At 43.9% G+C, this 14,604-nt stretch carries 14 protein-coding genes; 12 read left to right on the top strand and 2 right to left on the bottom strand.

What is annotated here, in order from left to right; translation table 11 throughout:
• Window positions 1–220 precede the first annotated feature (220 nt).
• The 4 genes from dapB to HF888_RS13485 all read left to right on the top strand — a co-directional run bounded on the left by dapB (window position 221) and on the right by HF888_RS13485 (window position 3,453).
• On the top strand, window positions 221–1,027 hold the full coding sequence (dapB, locus tag HF888_RS13500; protein ID WP_007018493.1) for a 4-hydroxy-tetrahydrodipicolinate reductase: 807 nt from the start codon (window positions 221–223) through the stop codon (window positions 1,025–1,027).
• A 100-nt stretch (window positions 1,028–1,127) separates the two neighbouring features.
• A complete protein-coding gene (locus HF888_RS13495; RefSeq protein ID WP_007018494.1) occupies window positions 1,128–1,634 on the top strand; it encodes a GNAT family N-acetyltransferase in 507 nt (168 codons plus the stop codon).
• A 53-nt stretch (window positions 1,635–1,687) separates the two neighbouring features.
• Complete coding sequence (locus tag HF888_RS13490) at window positions 1,688–2,215, top strand: NUDIX hydrolase (protein WP_007018495.1); 528 nt, start codon at window positions 1,688–1,690, stop codon at window positions 2,213–2,215.
• A complete protein-coding gene (locus HF888_RS13485; protein ID WP_007018496.1) occupies window positions 2,212–3,453 on the top strand; it encodes a glycerophosphodiester phosphodiesterase family protein in 1,242 nt (413 codons plus the stop codon). The genes HF888_RS13490 and HF888_RS13485 overlap by 4 nt, the downstream gene beginning before the upstream one ends.
• A gap of 12 nt (window positions 3,454–3,465) precedes the next feature.
• Here the strand turns inward: HF888_RS13485 and HF888_RS13480 are convergent, their stop codons facing one another.
• Window positions 3,466–4,245 (bottom strand): class II glutamine amidotransferase, encoded by a 780-nt coding sequence (locus HF888_RS13480; RefSeq protein ID WP_007018497.1) that lies wholly within the window; start codon window positions 4,243–4,245, stop codon window positions 3,466–3,468.
• 140 nt (window positions 4,246–4,385) lie between these two features.
• Between HF888_RS13480 and HF888_RS13475 the strand changes: the two genes are divergently transcribed.
• Window positions 4,386–5,090, top strand: a complete 705-nt coding sequence (locus tag HF888_RS13475) for an SIMPL domain-containing protein (RefSeq protein WP_007018498.1) — start codon at window positions 4,386–4,388, stop codon at window positions 5,088–5,090.
• On the opposite strand, the gene HF888_RS13470 is transcribed toward HF888_RS13475, so the two are convergent.
• Entirely contained in the window at window positions 5,087–5,533 is a 447-nt protein-coding gene (locus HF888_RS13470) for an SRPBCC domain-containing protein (protein WP_007018499.1), read from the bottom strand. The genes HF888_RS13475 and HF888_RS13470 overlap by 4 nt on opposite strands.
• Window positions 5,534–5,898: 365 nt before the next feature.
• Between HF888_RS13470 and carA the strand changes: the two genes are divergently transcribed.
• The 7 genes from carA (at window position 5,899) to HF888_RS13435 (ending at window position 14,597) form a co-directional block, all read left to right on the top strand.
• Window positions 5,899–7,029 carry a glutamine-hydrolyzing carbamoyl-phosphate synthase small subunit gene (gene carA, locus HF888_RS13465; protein WP_007018501.1) on the top strand — a complete coding sequence of 377 codons (1,131 nt, stop codon included), beginning with the start codon at window positions 5,899–5,901 and terminating at the stop codon, window positions 7,027–7,029.
• 17 nt (window positions 7,030–7,046) lie between these two features.
• A complete protein-coding gene (gene carB, locus HF888_RS13460; RefSeq protein WP_007018502.1) occupies window positions 7,047–10,268 on the top strand; it encodes a carbamoyl-phosphate synthase large subunit in 3,222 nt (1,073 codons plus the stop codon).
• A 187-nt stretch (window positions 10,269–10,455) separates the two neighbouring features.
• Window positions 10,456–10,932, top strand: coding sequence for a transcription elongation factor GreA (greA, locus tag HF888_RS13455; RefSeq protein ID WP_007018503.1), 477 nt, complete (start codon window positions 10,456–10,458; stop codon window positions 10,930–10,932).
• Window positions 10,933–11,365: 433 nt separating this feature from the next.
• Window positions 11,366–12,316: an ACP S-malonyltransferase gene (locus HF888_RS13450; RefSeq protein ID WP_007018504.1), complete on the top strand. Its 951-nt coding sequence runs from the start codon at window positions 11,366–11,368 to the stop codon at window positions 12,314–12,316.
• An 8-nt stretch (window positions 12,317–12,324) separates the two neighbouring features.
• The gene (locus tag HF888_RS13445) at window positions 12,325–13,377 is read left to right on the top strand and encodes a hypothetical protein (RefSeq protein ID WP_007018505.1); all 1,053 of its coding nucleotides are present in this window, start codon (window positions 12,325–12,327) and stop codon (window positions 13,375–13,377) included.
• A complete protein-coding gene (gene acpS, locus HF888_RS13440) occupies window positions 13,367–13,819 on the top strand; it encodes a holo-ACP synthase (protein ID WP_007018506.1) in 453 nt (150 codons plus the stop codon). Before HF888_RS13445 ends, acpS begins: the two co-directional genes overlap by 11 nt.
• 19 nt (window positions 13,820–13,838) lie before the next feature.
• Complete coding sequence (locus HF888_RS13435; RefSeq protein ID WP_007018507.1) at window positions 13,839–14,597, top strand: 3-oxoacyl-ACP reductase family protein; 759 nt, start codon at window positions 13,839–13,841, stop codon at window positions 14,595–14,597.
• The last annotated feature ends 7 nt before the right edge of the window (window positions 14,598–14,604 follow it).

Raw genomic sequence — 14,604 nt, 5'->3', positions numbered from 1 at the left:
TCAACTTGATTGAGGATCCATTTCAATAGCATTGAGTTTTGAATATTCAGTTATAAAAATGGATTCTCCGGTCTGTCGCTTCGCGACGCCGGAGAATGACGACTTGGCTTGACCGTCGTGGTTAATAATCAATCACCTCCCACTCACTGTATACTCCCTCCTTTCTAGTAATTGCTGTACAATCCGTCACTATCTAACGTGTATTTAAAAGGTTGTAATCATGACAACGCGTATTGCCATTATTGGTGCTGCTGGCCGCATGGGCCGTATTCTTATCGAAGCTACAGACGCTGCTGACAATGCTGTACTGGGTGCTGGAGTTGTGTTACCCGATGATAGTCTTAAGGGTGCTGATGCAGGGGAAATGGCGGGCCTTGGCAAGAAGTTAAATGTGGCTTTGGCGGGCAGTTTAGAAGACGTTGTAAATGACTTTGATGTGTTGATTGACTTCACCTCACCTGAAACCACGATGCAAAATATCGAATTTTGTAAGCAACATGGAAAAGGTATCGTGATCGGCACGACAGGCTTAAACGATGATCAGAAAGCCTCGCTTCAAGCTTCGGGTAAAGAGCTTCCTATCGTATTTGCACCAAACTATTCAGTAGGTGTTAATTTATGTTTAAACCTATTACGTATGGCAGCGTCGATAATGGGTAATGATAGCGATATAGAGATCATTGAAATGCACCACCGCCATAAAGTCGATGCGCCTTCTGGTACAGCGTTGCGTATGGGAGAGGTAATAGCAGACACATTAGATTGGGATCTAAAAGAAGTAGCGGTTTATGGCCGAGAAGGACAAACGGGGGCGCGTCCGCAAAAGCAAATTGGTTTTGAAACCATTCGTGGCGGAGATGTTGTCGGTGATCATACAGTAATGTTTGCAGCCGATGGTGAACGTGTCGAGGTGACGCATAAAGCACAAAGTCGTATGACCTTTGCTAAAGGTGCAGTTCGAGCTGCTGCTTGGTTAAAAGGTAAAGACAACGGCGTTTACGATATGCCCGATGTGTTAGGCTTTTAACTGATCAGCTTTAAACGAGTCGTCAAAAACCGAAGCATCGCTTCGGTTTTTTATTTTTAGCATGAAACAAAACGAATTGAATTAATTGTGTCAATAAGCAATGGATAAACTAAGCGGCTCTCAAACTCTTCAATTTAAACCAGTGGATTTTGATCGACACGAACAACTATGCTTACAGTTTCGAAAAGACGCGCATCTAGCCAGTTACGGGAGTCTTGCGTATTTTAATGAAGAAGAAATGTTGAACTGGTTTCGTTATTTAATCCAGGAAAACCCTGAGGGTTTTAAGCACGTATGGCTTAAAGGTCAGATTATTGGTCAGATTGAGTATAAAGCGATAATTGAAGAGGCCAATGAGAATAATCAAGCCAATTCCTACTCTTATATTAATTTGTTTTACCTTAAGCCCGAGTATCGGAATCTGGGCTTGGGACAACAGTTACATGATTTTGTAGTCAAGCAATGTCAGTTAGCCGGCAGTAGAGAGATCTTTCTTAGATATATTCCGGGTAATAAACAAGCGAAAGCATTTTATCGGAAAAATGGTTGGCTGTTCTCAGGTGAGCCGGATTATCGAGGTCAATTAATGGTGTTGGACTTAACTTAAATGTCACAAATATTTGTTGTAGTGCTAAGCTAAAGCACTCAGATACTTTACTTATGAGACAAATTGCAGTTCTTCTTTTCATTTTGATCGCTGCGTGTTCAGAGACGAAGCTCAAGGGTGCAGGTGTCGTCGCTTTTAGTAAAGCGAATACAGGTGAAATTTATTTCCTACTAGCGGACCATAACTTTCCTCAAGCCCATCGTGGATACGGCGCGTTTGGTGGAGGCATTGATGAAAACGAAACTATTCAAACTGCAGCACTAAGAGAGTTTCATGAAGAGACGCAGTGTCAGTTCGCATCTGATAGCCTAGTCTTGTATAAAGAGGCTTTTTATAACGAAGACAGAAGTTTTGTTAGTTTGGTGGTTTCAGTTCCCCATAGAACTTTGTCTCCATCATTTCAGCCAGATGAGTGTCAGGGGAGTGTCTATAACGAACGTTCCGATTGGCGCTGGGTCTCGGAAAAAGATTTACAGGACTATCTAGATAAACCGCAAACAGCCCCCTTTCAGATCTGGAAAAAATCAGCAGTGATACTGCAGCAAGTGTTAGATAAAGCGCCTTGGGAGGAATCAATATGATTCGCTTATTTCCGATCATTCTCTTGTTATCAGGGTGCACGTCATTGAGCATCATGAATCAGCAGACTTCAATTAGTGTAGGGCCACGTCCAATGTTTTTGATTGATCAGATGGAAGATGGTCAATTAAAAACACAATTACGTGGATGCCAAAATAAAATTTTGGAGCATCAAGCATTTTCAATCGCCCATCGTGGCGCGCCGCTTATGTTTCCTGAACATGGTTTTTCAAGTTATCAGGCGGCCCATACTATGGGGGCGGGCAAGCAAGAGTGTGATGTGACCTTTACCAAGGACGGAGAGCTAGTTTGTCGGCATAGTCAATGCGATTTGCATCAAACAACGGATGTGCTTTTACGTCCGGAACTGGCTAAGCAGTGCTATCAACCTTTTGTTCCTGCAAATGAATCACAGCCGGCGCAGGCTAATTGCTGTACATCAGACTTTACCTTAAAGCAGTTAAAACAGCTTTGTATTAAAATGGATGGTTACAACAGTAGTGCGGTAACTGCAGAAGAGTTTGTTAAGGGAACGCCAAGTTGGCGCACAGATTTATTCCAAACTTGCGAGCAAATCGTTACTCATAAAGAGAGCATTAAACTGTTCTCTGAGTGGGATGTTGACATGGTCCCGGAGTTAAAAACGCCGCAAGTGGAGATGCCATTTTCTCTCAATAAGGAAACAGCATTTACACAGCAAAGATATGCTCAAAAGCTGGTAAATGAATACAAAGAAGCGAAAATAAATCCAGAAAAGGTGTGGCTGCAATCGTTTGATTTAAAAGATATTCGATATTGGCTTAAAAATGAGCCAGAATTTGCGAAGCAAGCTGTTTACTTAGATGGCCGATACGTTGATCCGCAGTTTGACGAGAATAAGCCAAGTACGTGGCAGCCGAGCATGAAACAGTTGAAAGAGTTAGGGCTTCACTATATTGCGCCGCCGTTATGGGTACTTATGAAAGAAGAGGGCAACGAAATTGTGCCCAGTGAATATGCAATCCACGCAAAACAAGCAGGTTTGAAACTTATTGCTTGGACGCTTGAACGCAGCAATAACATGGAGCAGGGCGGCGGCTGGTATTATCAAACGATACAGAATAAGGTAAATAGCCAGGGAGATATTTTTGTTGTGTTGGATGTGCTCGCAAGACAAGTGGGGGTACATGCAGTATTTTCTGATTGGCCTGCCACCACGACCTACTACGCCAATTGTATGCTTAACCAACATTCTTTGTGAGAGCATCTTCTGCTAGATGGTGGCTTGGCCATGAGCAATGACTTCACCTAGCTGCCATAGCTTCCACTCTCCTGGCTTGTATAAATGCCATTCTTCGTCACTGGTTAGCGGTTCAGTGGCGACAATACTGACGACATCATTGGGTGTTGTTTCTGATTCGAAGTCGATCGTAACGTCTGCATCGGTTAATCTGGCCGGTCCAAAAGGGGCGCGACGAGTGATGGACGCCAACTTAGTTGAGCAAAAAGTAAATAGCCAGTCGCCATTGCTTAACAAGCAGTTAAAGACGCCCTGCTTTGCATAACCCTGAGCTAATTTGACGAGTATTTCTGCCAATTGCTTTGGTGTAGCATTTCTAGGTAGGTGGGCTCGGATGTAATTCATGACATCACAAAAGATCCTTTCACTATCAGTATCACCAACCGGTTCGTAAATACCGTTTTTTGGTGAAAAAGATTCTAATTGACCATTATGTGCGAATACCCAGTAGCGCCCCCAAAGCTCTCGAATGAAAGGGTGGGTGTTGGCTAAATTGATGTCCCCCACATTGGCTTGGCGAATATGACAAATTGCCGTTTTACTTTTTATTGGATGGCCCTGAATCATAGATGCAATTTCACTGGTAGCGGAGGGTGTTGCATCATGAAAACTGCGCACGCCTTTTCCTTCATAGAAAGAGACTCCCCAGCCATCTTTGTGCGGGCCTGTTTTTCCTCCTCGCTGAGTCAGTCCCGTGAAACTAAAACATAAATCTGTAGGAGTGTTGGCACTCATGCCCAGTAATTCGCACATAGTTATCTCGTTGATCTTTGAACCTAAAATATTTAATCGGTGTCCACGAAAAGGACGTCCGTAACATTCTCGCCGGAACTCTTGGTATATCACGCATCAAAGCTTATGCTGAAAAGAATATCAAATACAGGGATTTACAAATGCACAATTACAAATGGCCATTATTGGCAATGATCATAGTCCTCATTAGCGCCTGCAATATCGAGGAGAAATCTCAGTGGACGGTAATAGATACCCATGGCGTATCAAATGGCAGCGCTATTGCTACCAGTCATACGGTTTCTGTGAATTTTAATAGTGAAGCATTAGGACAATCAGAGGCTTCGCAAGCGCTCAAAAAACAGATCGCCGAATTTGAAATCTGGGCAAATAAGCGGGCATTTAAGGTTGTACCGAAGCAGCATTCTTTGCGCCCCATGTATCAGTATCATAAAGAGGAAGGCCGAGAACTCGTTGGGTATATCGCCGAACAGCAATTCTTGCTGGAGGAACTGTCCCCTGGTGACTATCAAATTGTACTAAAAGAGCTGCCTAGTCTGAATCCTAGCCAGTTAAGCTTACAAAGTGTTGAGGCGTCTGAAGAAGCGCAATCGAAATTAAAAGCCGAGCTAATCTCGAAGGCTTTCGATGATGCCAAAGCGACTGCGAAAGCCATGCAAGACAGTGCCGGATTATGTGGTTTACAAGTCGCGTCCATGAATGTTCAAAAAAGTGGCCTGCACGCTACTCCGATAATGATGCGGATGGAAACTCAAGCTGATGGCGTCATGCACAAAGCTCAGGCCGAGCAAGAGCAAAGCATTCACCTGCAAGTGTCTTGGCGAGCAAAACCTTGTGCAGATTAAGCGCTGATAGAAATCGGGTCAGTGAAAAGTGGGTCTTTGCTTCCGGTTTCACAGTAATTTTTTAGATGACTCATGAGTGTTCCCCAAGTGCTGTTGCATAAAGGGAACAAGCCATCGTCTCGCTGCCAATTCATATGTTTAAAGTCTAGCTGGCAGTGTTTTTCTGCTATTTCAGTTATCTCCCACCAGAGTTCAGTTTGTTGCCATTCTTTTGGACCATCCTCACACACCCAAAAAATCCGCTGATTAGACAGAAGCTTTTGTGCGCGCATGACAAAGTGAGTTTGACGGTTATTAAAATAGAAATGACATAATCCACCTTCGTCACTCGCTACATCGCAGTCACTGGTCCACCATCCTTGAATGCCAGGATTAGTGGTGAGAGCTTTGAACACGTCCGCTTTATCGGCGTGAATTTCTATTTGATGCAGGCTATCGGCCATGGCGCACCTCCTGGTTTTAGAAAGTCAGCTCTTGGTCAAAAAAGCGACAGAAAGAGCGTTCTATAGAGTGCTCTGCAAATATCTGGCCAAAAAACATACAAAAACGTTTGCTATACTGGCAGCTGTGGTTACCATATCGGCTATTTTTTAACAGGATATTATTAGTCATGGACGTTGTGCCTAAATTCGCGTAGAATGCGCGCCAATTTGCATGGGTGGTTTGAAGCCGCAACGGCGGCCACCGGCACAGTCAAAGATCATATTGAAAAAGCGGGATCGAAGTTCGGAAAGAGCAGGTTTGCTACTTCCTCTTTAGTCCCGCTTTTTTACGACCAGTCACTTTTGCAGGATCGAGGAAAGAAGCCTTGTCAAAGCCAGCTATTCTTGCGCTCGAAGACGGAAGCATTTTCAAAGGCACCGCTATTGGTGCAGATGGTCATTCTGTTGGGGAGGTAGTCTTTAATACCTCCATGACAGGTTACCAGGAAATTCTTACCGACCCTTCTTATTGCCGCCAAATCGTTACTCTTACATACCCCCATATCGGAAACTACGGAACCACTTCAGAAGATGCTGAATGTGACCAAATCTGGGCTTCTGGCCTAGTTATCCGCGACTTACCACTTGTCGCAAGTAACTTCCGTAGTGAACAAGCGCTAGATGAATACTTGCGTCAGCGCAATGTAGTGGCCATCGCCGACATTGATACACGACGTTTAACCCGTATCCTTCGTGAGAAGGGCAGCCTGAACGGTTGCGTGATGGCCGGTGACGATGTGGATACAGATAAGGCACTAGAGCTTGCCAAAGGTTTTGCCGGACTCAAAGGCATGGACCTTGCCAAAGAAGTTACTACAGACAAAACCTACACTTGGAATGAAACCAGCTGGCAGCTTGGTGTAGGCCACGAGAAGAAAGAGGGTGGTCAGTTTAAAGTCGTTGCTTATGACTATGGCGTCAAACGCAATATTTTGCGCATGCTGGTGGATCGTGACTGCGAGTTAACGGTTGTGCCTGCGCAAACCCCAGCCAAAGACGTATTGGCTATGAATCCTGATGGTATCTTCCTGTCAAATGGACCTGGTGACCCAGAGCCATGTGACTATGCCATTGCAGCAATCAAAGAGATATTGGAAACCGATATTCCTGTATTTGGTATCTGCCTAGGTCACCAATTGTTGGCGCTCGCTTCTGGTGCCAAGACTGAAAAAATGGGCCATGGCCACCACGGTGGTAACCACCCAGTACAAAACTTAGAAGACAAAACAGTGATGATTACGGCGCAAAACCATGGTTTTGCGGTATCAGAAACCGGTATTCCCGATAATCTAACGGTGACGCACAAGTCATTGTTCGACGGCACTACCCAAGGGATTCATCGCACGGACAAGCCTGCGTTTAGCTTCCAAGGTCACCCAGAAGCGAGCCCTGGTCCGCACGATGCTGCACCGCTGTTCGATCATTTTATTGAATTAATGCAAGCCCGCAAAGCTTAGTTGGAGAGTAGAGAACTATGCCAAAACGCACGGATATAGAAAGTATTCTGATTATCGGCGCGGGCCCAATTGTAATCGGCCAAGCCTGTGAGTTCGATTACTCTGGCGCGCAAGCCTGTAAGGCCCTTCGCGAAGAAGGTTATAAAGTTATTTTGGTGAACTCTAACCCAGCCACCATTATGACCGATCCATCCATGGCCGATGCTACATACATCGAGCCGATTACGGTTGAAGCGGTCACGAAGATAATCGAGCAAGAACGTCCCGACGTATTGTTGCCTACCATGGGTGGTCAAACTGCACTGAACTGTGCGCTTGGTTTGGAAAAAGCTGGTGTGTTAGAGAAGTATGGCGTGGAAATGATCGGCGCCAATGCGGACACCATCGACAAAGCGGAAGATCGTGATCGCTTTGATAAGGCCATGAAGAAAATTGGTCTTGAGTGTCCAAAAGCGTCTATCGCTCACACTATGGAAGAAGCCTGGGAAGTACAAAAAGACTTAGGTTTCCCTTGTATCATTCGTCCGTCTTTCACCATGGGTGGTAGCGGCGGTGGTATCGCTTACAACAAAGAAGAATTTGAAGAAATCTGTACTCGTGGTTTGGATCTTTCACCAACCAATGAATTGTTAATCGATGAGTCATTAATCGGTTGGAAAGAGTACGAGATGGAAGTGGTTCGCGATAAGAATGACAACTGCATCATCGTATGTTCTATCGAAAACTTTGACCCTATGGGTGTACACACCGGTGACTCTATTACAGTGGCGCCTGCTCAAACCCTAAGCGACAAAGAGCTGCAAATTATGCGTAATGCATCACTAGCAGTATTGCGCGAAATCGGTGTTGAAACCGGTGGTTCAAATGTTCAGTTCGGTATTAACCCTGACAATGGCCGCATGGTCGTCATTGAGATGAACCCTCGTGTAAGTCGTTCATCTGCATTAGCATCCAAAGCAACAGGTTTCCCAATTGCGAAAATCGCAGCGAAATTGGCAATCGGTTATACGCTTGATGAACTGCAAAATGATATTACTGGCGGTCGTACACCAGCATCATTTGAGCCATCAATCGATTATGTTGTAACTAAAATACCTCGCTTTACGTTTGAAAAGTTCCCGCAAGCGGACGCGCGTCTAACCACACAGATGAAGTCTGTGGGTGAAGTGATGGCCATTGGTCGGACTCAACAAGAGTCATTGCAAAAAGCATTGCGTGGCCTGGAAGTGGGTGCGTGTGGTTTTGATCCAAAGGTCAACTTAGAAGATCCAGAAGCCGCCCGTGAAAAAGTGATTGCTGAATTGAACACACCGGGAGCCGAGCGCATTTGGTATATTGGTGATGCCTTCCGTTTAGGCATGACAGTGGAAGAGATCTTTAGTCACTGCAAAGTCGATCCTTGGTTCTTGGTTCAGATTGAAGATCTGATCAAAGAAGAAGCCGCCGTAGCAGAAAGTGCTTTGACTAGCTTGGATGAAGATCGCATCTTCCGCCTGAAGCGCAAAGGCTTTAGTGATGAGCGCTTAGCTCAATTATTGAGTGTGAGTGAAAAGGCGTTCCGTAAGCATCGTCAGAAGCTGGGTATTCGTCCTGTTTATAAACGCGTTGATACCTGTGCGGCTGAATTCGCTACTGATACTGCGTACATGTATTCAACGTACGAAGAAGAGTGTGAAGCGAACCCAAGCGAGCGCGAGAAAATTATCGTACTGGGTGGTGGTCCTAACCGTATCGGTCAAGGTATCGAGTTTGATTACTGCTGTGTACACGCTGCTCTGGCGTCAAAAGAAGAAGGTTACGAGGCCATTATGGTCAACTGTAATCCAGAAACCGTTTCCACTGACTATGATACCTCTGACCGTTTGTATTTCGAGCCATTGACGCTTGAAGATGTATTAGAGATTGCCGACAAAGAGAAGCCAAAAGGCGTTATCGTGCAGTATGGTGGTCAAACGCCATTAAAATTGGCCAATGAGCTAGAGGCAGCTGGTGTACCTATTATCGGTACGTCTCCAGAAGCTATTGACCGTGCTGAAGATCGTGAGCGTTTTCAGCAAATGATTCAGCGCTTAGGTATGAAACAACCTAAGAACTCTACTGTGACTTCTGAGCAAGAAGCGATTCAAAAAGCGGCAGAAATTGGTTATCCATTAGTGGTGCGTCCTTCTTATGTGCTGGGCGGTCGTGCTATGGAGATCGTGAACGACGAAACGGCGTTAGTTCGCTACATGACCGAGGCGGTTAAAGTTTCTAACGATTCTCCTGTATTGTTGGATTACTTCTTAAATCAAGCTGTAGAAGTGGACATCGATGCGGTATGTGATGGTGAGGATGTGGTCATTGGTGCCATTATGCAGCACATCGAGCAAGCGGGTATCCACTCCGGTGACTCGGCTTGTTCTTTGCCACCATATAGCTTGCCTGAAGACGTACAAGATGAAATGCGTGCACAAGTGGCAGCCATGGCTCGTGAACTGGGTGTAGTTGGCTTAATGAATACTCAGTTGGCTTACCAAGACGGTGAAATCTATGTGATTGAGGTGAACCCCCGTGCATCACGTACTGTGCCGTTTGTTTCTAAGTGCATTGGTACTTCTCTTGCCGCCATTGCAGCAAAAGTGATGACGGGCAAAACACTGAAAGAGCTTGGCTTTACTGAAGAGATCGTACCGAACTACTACTCAGTAAAAGAAGCGGTGTTCCCATTCAACAAGTTCCAAGGTGTGGATCCAATTCTCGGCCCTGAGATGAAATCCACAGGTGAAGTCATGGGCGCAGGTAAAACCTTCGGCGAAGCCTTCTTGAAAGCACAAATGGGCGCAGGTGAGAAATTGCCGACATCTGGTAAAGTATTTGTATCGGTTCGTGATGCAGATAAAACGGGTGTGATTCCTGTAGCTAAAGGCCTAGAAGCGCTAGGGTTTGAGCTGGTCTCAACCTCTGGTACCTACAAAGCCCTTAGCGAAGCAGGCGTCAAAGTTGAACGCGTGAACAAGGTGAACGAAGGTCGTCCGCATATCGTCGATATGATCAAGAATGACGAGATCGCCATGACCGTGAACACCACAGAAGGCCCAAGGGCTATCGCTGACTCAGCTGAAATTCGTCGTAGTGCACTACAGCACAAGGTGTACTACACTACGACGCTAGCAGGTGCAGAGGCTGTAGTGAAAGGTCTTGAATCTGGTGGATTGCAGAGCGTTGCACGTCTACAGGATTTGCATGCTGGTATGAAGTAAGTCAGTAATTTGTACTTACCTATTGAATAAGGGCGCTTGCGCCCTTATTCTCGTTAAATAGACTAATAAATTGGTATTACATTCACGAGGGACTTGGGCTCACTAGAGTATCTGAGGAGCTCGTGTTTTGCGTTTAACATGAGGCCATTATCGAGCGACTCGGCCTCGGATCGCTAAAGGATAAAATATGCAAAAAGTACCCATGACGGTAGATGGCGAGAAGGCCCTACGCGAAGAACTCGATCAACTGAAAAAAGTTGAGCGTCCAAAAGTGATTAAAGCGATTGCAGAGGCCCGTGAGCACGGTGACTTGAAAGAAAATGCGGAATATCACGCTGCCCGTGAACAGCAAGGCTTTATTGAAGGCCGTATTCAAGACATCGAAGGGAAGCTTAGTAATGCTCAAGTGATTGATGTTACGACGCTACCTCAAACCGGCAAAGTTATCTTTGGTACAACGGTCCGACTGATTGACGCCAATACTGACGAAGAAAAACAGTATCAGATTGTTGGTGAAGATGAGGCCGATATTCCTAATGGAAAAATTTCTGCAGGTTCGCCCATTGCTCGTGCCTTGATTGGTAAAGAAGAAGGTGACGTTGTCGTTGTAAAAGTACCCAATGGAGAAATCGAGTACGAAATCGATCAAGTGCTTTATCTCTAAAAAAAGTCATTGATAACAACCAGAAAAGCCGAGCATACCTGCTCGGCTTTTTTTGTGTCATTAGAAAATCATCGCCCATTCATCCATTATTCCGACTCCGTTTGTCCTTTTATTTGTGACGTTTATCAGATTTTTTATACTTAAGTCGATAATGATTTGGTACTAGCAAGATCATAATGTGACCTATAAAAGCATTAGACGGTATTGGTCATGTAGCTTGGTAAGTCACTGAATTAATAGCTCTTAGTACATTTGTTTTTGCTTTTTGTATTAGATTTTTTGTGCCCTATGTCTAATTACTGGTTAAAAATTATTCGTACTAGCGTTCATCAAATAGTCATTGTTGAAAATTTATTATGTGTTTAGACTCGCTGCGTCACTGCTCAATTAATAATTAAAAAGAAAAAGAGCAAGACATTTTAAGGGCATAAAAATGACTAATAATAAAATGGATTTGGATAGCGATTGGGTGGTCGTTTATCCTGGTCAAGGTTCTCAATACATTGGTATGGGGAAGGATTTGTATGAATCGTTTCCCTACGCGACATCTCTTTTTGATTTTGCTGAAAAGCAAAGCGAAAAAAAACTGACTAAGTTTTGCTTTTCTGGACCGATCAGTAAATTAAGCAATACCGATGTACTGCAAGTTGCAACAACGGTAACAAATCTAAGCGTTGATGCTTTTCTTTCCGATAGAAAGCCATTCCGACCATCTGCGGTGCTAGGTCATAGTGTTGGTGAGTACAGCGCTCTTTGCAAAGCTGGCGTCATTTCTGATCAAGATGCGATTCGTTTAACGGTCGCTCGTGGTCAGCTGATGCAGCGTGAAGCGAAGTTGCATAAAGGCCAAATGCTTGCCGTAAAGGATGTATCAGCCGCACGGGTTCAAGAAATACTTGATAGTGAAAGCACTATCGAAAGTGTTGTCATTGCCAATGATAATGCGCCAACTCAGCAAGTTATTTCAGGCAGTAAAGTTGATATAAGTTCGGCCATGTCATTGCTATCGAATCATGGTATTGAATATGTGAAGCTTCCAGTCAGCGGAGCATGGCATAGTCCCTTAATGCTTGGTGCGGTAGAGGACTTTTCTAAAATCGTGCACTCTATTGAATTTCATTCGCCAAAAACGCCGGTTATTGGGAACCTAAAGGCGAAGCCCTACGAAAGTGTTCAAGAAATAAAAGAGAGTCTAGTTAATCACCTTATAGAAAAAGTACGATGGACTGAATCGATCCAATACTTATTAGATCAAGGACATCGACACTTTATAGAAGTCGGCCCCAAAAAAGTACTGTCCAGACTGATATCGACAATAGCGTCTGATATAGACGAAGTGACAGTCTTGAATGTTGAAAACATAAGCGATATCGAAAGCTTATAGGGGGCGATATGGCAGCCATTCACTTTCGTGGTTTTATATTCTTTTCAGCGTTGATTCCGACCATTATTTATACGCTTGTAGCGAGTATTCTGGTTTGGGTTCTATCAACCCGAATTGAAAGTGGTCAATTTCATTTTCTATGGATACTGTTGGCCAGTATCGTATTCTCTGCCGTGTTTAAAATGGGCAAAGATGCTCCCCTGCTTATAAAGAATGCGATTTTCGCCAATAAATTTCACGTCACAAATGAAGACAGAGTTTTATTAAAAAAGCTCGAAAAAACAAAAGAGATAGTCCACTTTTATCGCTATTTATTTGTAATGGCCATGACTTCATCGTTTGTCATGCTGGGGACGGCGTGGTTCATACTTGAGTTCTTTGATCAAAATCTATGGCAAGTTTATTTGGCAGCGACAACTATCCTGCCCGTAATAGTGTTTATAAGCCTGTTTTCTATCAATATAAAAGCGTATCTCTCTATCGAACGCGATATCAACTGCATTACGCCTAGCTCGTTTGAGCAAGCCGTTAGAAGGTGGTTTATATTACCCGAAGCCTTTAGTTTTCTGGTTATCAATCTATCTATATTGATACCACTATATAATATTTCGCTCCATCCTTTCAGTGATCAGTTAGTGACGATTGTTATTGTGTGCTTGGTGACCACTGCATTCCTTTTTCTTTCGATTAATTCCAACGCAAAAAATCAAGTAAGCGGTTTGATTCTTTACGGTCAAAGAGACCATGCTATCAAGCCTGTCGATTTGTCGTCGATTAGGACTGGCCCCAAAGCGTATCAAATAAAGAATTATTCCTATTGGAAATGGATGCCAGTCATTCTCGTATTTCAATTAATGCTCTTTGCTACGACACAATATGTATTTGTGGAGCAATGGTTCTCTATTTTTGTATTCCTATTAGAAATTTTCTGGTTAGTACTTTTTTCTGTTTTTCGCTATTCGGTGGTTCTAGATACCTATAAAAAGATTATCTATTTCCGTTACCCGAGTTCCCTAGAAGAAACACAACAATACGGGAGTATCGAAGCAAATGACGTTTAATTTAAATGAACTCGCCAGCGAAGGGGCGAACGACTTAGTGGAAACGTTGCCGAATAAGCTGAAAAACTCGATTCATGGTATCGGTACAGATATCGCTTCGGTAGAGCGAATGAAATTAGCCATAGACCGCAGTGGTAAGGCTTTTTTGGACCGAGTATTTTCCAAAGTAGAACAACAGTATGCCAATGATTCGGAGATACCATTTCAACGCTTTGCGGCTTGTTGGGCGATGAAAGAAGCCGCAGTAAAAGCTTTAGGAACAGGGTTTCGATATAACATCAGCTTTCAAGATTTGGAGTTGATAAAAAATGAACATGGTCAACCTAGTATCAACGCTCGGGGTAAATTTCGAGAACTCATGGATGAAAAAGAGCTTACTCAGTGTTTTGTATCTATCAGTCATGATGCTAGTTATGCCATCGCAACGGTGTTAATTCTTTAAAAATGGAAGGGTTTAGAAAATGGCTAAATACGAAGACTTAGAAGGCAAAATCGTACTCATTACAGGAGGTAGTGGTGATTTGGGCCGCGCGTCTGTTCTGGAGTTTGGAAAGCAAAAATGCCGAGTTTATTTTACTTATAACAGCTCGAAAGACTCCGCAGATGAATTAGTGGCTAGCGCTGAAGAATCTGGGTTTGAAGCATTTCCTATACGTTGCAACATCTCTGATAAAGAGCAGGTCAATGCTCTTGTTAATGATATTGTGGAAAAAGAAGGGAAAATCGATGTATTGGTAAATAATGCTGGTATATACAAAGACAACTTATTCACATCAATGACCGATGAAGAGTTTGAACAGGTTATTCAAACAAATCTATACGGCACCTTTTACTGCACAAAATCTGTTGTCGATGTTATGTACCGAAATCGTTGTGGTGCTATCGTTAACGTTTCCTCTATCGCTGGTGTAACCAACTCCTTCGGACAGGCTAACTACAGTGCCGCCAAAGGTGCTGTCGTTTCGTTTTCAAGAACATTAGCAGCAGAGCTCGCACCAAAGAATATTCGCGTTAATACAGTCGCGCCAGGCTTGATTGACTCTAGTATGGTCAAGCGTATTCCTCGTAATATCATGAAACAAACACTATCGGGTATTCCTGTTAAACGTTTAGGTAAACCTGAAGAGATTGCTAAGGCTATTGCTTTTTTGGCTTCTGAAGATTCTAGCTATGTGGTGGGTCAAACTCTGATCGCCGATGGCGGATTAATTATGCGCTAACACAGGG

The sequence above is a fragment of the Bermanella marisrubri genome (assembly GCF_012295615.1).
Lineage (GTDB): Bacteria > Pseudomonadota > Gammaproteobacteria > Pseudomonadales > Oceanobacteraceae > Bermanella > Bermanella marisrubri.
Note: the sequence above shows the minus strand (reverse complement) of the source record. Positions and strands in the feature narration are given on the sequence as shown.

What these genes read in the sequence shown, in the direction of transcription:
- dapB (WP_007018493.1), top strand. Translation starts at nt 221, where the DNA reads ATGACAACGCGTATTGCCATTATTGGTGCTGCTGGCCGCATGGGCCGT.
- HF888_RS13495 (WP_007018494.1), top strand. Translation starts at nt 1,128, where the DNA reads ATGGATAAACTAAGCGGCTCTCAAACTCTTCAATTTAAACCAGTGGAT.
- HF888_RS13490 (WP_007018495.1), top strand. Translation starts at nt 1,688, where the DNA reads ATGAGACAAATTGCAGTTCTTCTTTTCATTTTGATCGCTGCGTGTTCA.
- HF888_RS13485 (WP_007018496.1), top strand. Translation starts at nt 2,212, where the DNA reads ATGATTCGCTTATTTCCGATCATTCTCTTGTTATCAGGGTGCACGTCA.
- HF888_RS13480 (WP_007018497.1), bottom strand. Translation starts at nt 4,245, where the DNA reads ATGTGCGAATTACTGGGCATGAGTGCCAACACTCCTACAGATTTATGT.
- HF888_RS13475 (WP_007018498.1), top strand. Translation starts at nt 4,386, where the DNA reads ATGCACAATTACAAATGGCCATTATTGGCAATGATCATAGTCCTCATT.
- HF888_RS13470 (WP_007018499.1), bottom strand. Translation starts at nt 5,533, where the DNA reads ATGGCCGATAGCCTGCATCAAATAGAAATTCACGCCGATAAAGCGGAC.
- carB (WP_007018502.1), top strand. Translation starts at nt 7,047, where the DNA reads ATGCCAAAACGCACGGATATAGAAAGTATTCTGATTATCGGCGCGGGC.
- greA (WP_007018503.1), top strand. Translation starts at nt 10,456, where the DNA reads ATGCAAAAAGTACCCATGACGGTAGATGGCGAGAAGGCCCTACGCGAA.
- HF888_RS13450 (WP_007018504.1), top strand. Translation starts at nt 11,366, where the DNA reads ATGACTAATAATAAAATGGATTTGGATAGCGATTGGGTGGTCGTTTAT.
- HF888_RS13445 (WP_007018505.1), top strand. Translation starts at nt 12,325, where the DNA reads ATGGCAGCCATTCACTTTCGTGGTTTTATATTCTTTTCAGCGTTGATT.
- acpS (WP_007018506.1), top strand. Translation starts at nt 13,367, where the DNA reads ATGACGTTTAATTTAAATGAACTCGCCAGCGAAGGGGCGAACGACTTA.
- HF888_RS13435 (WP_007018507.1), top strand. Translation starts at nt 13,839, where the DNA reads ATGGCTAAATACGAAGACTTAGAAGGCAAAATCGTACTCATTACAGGA.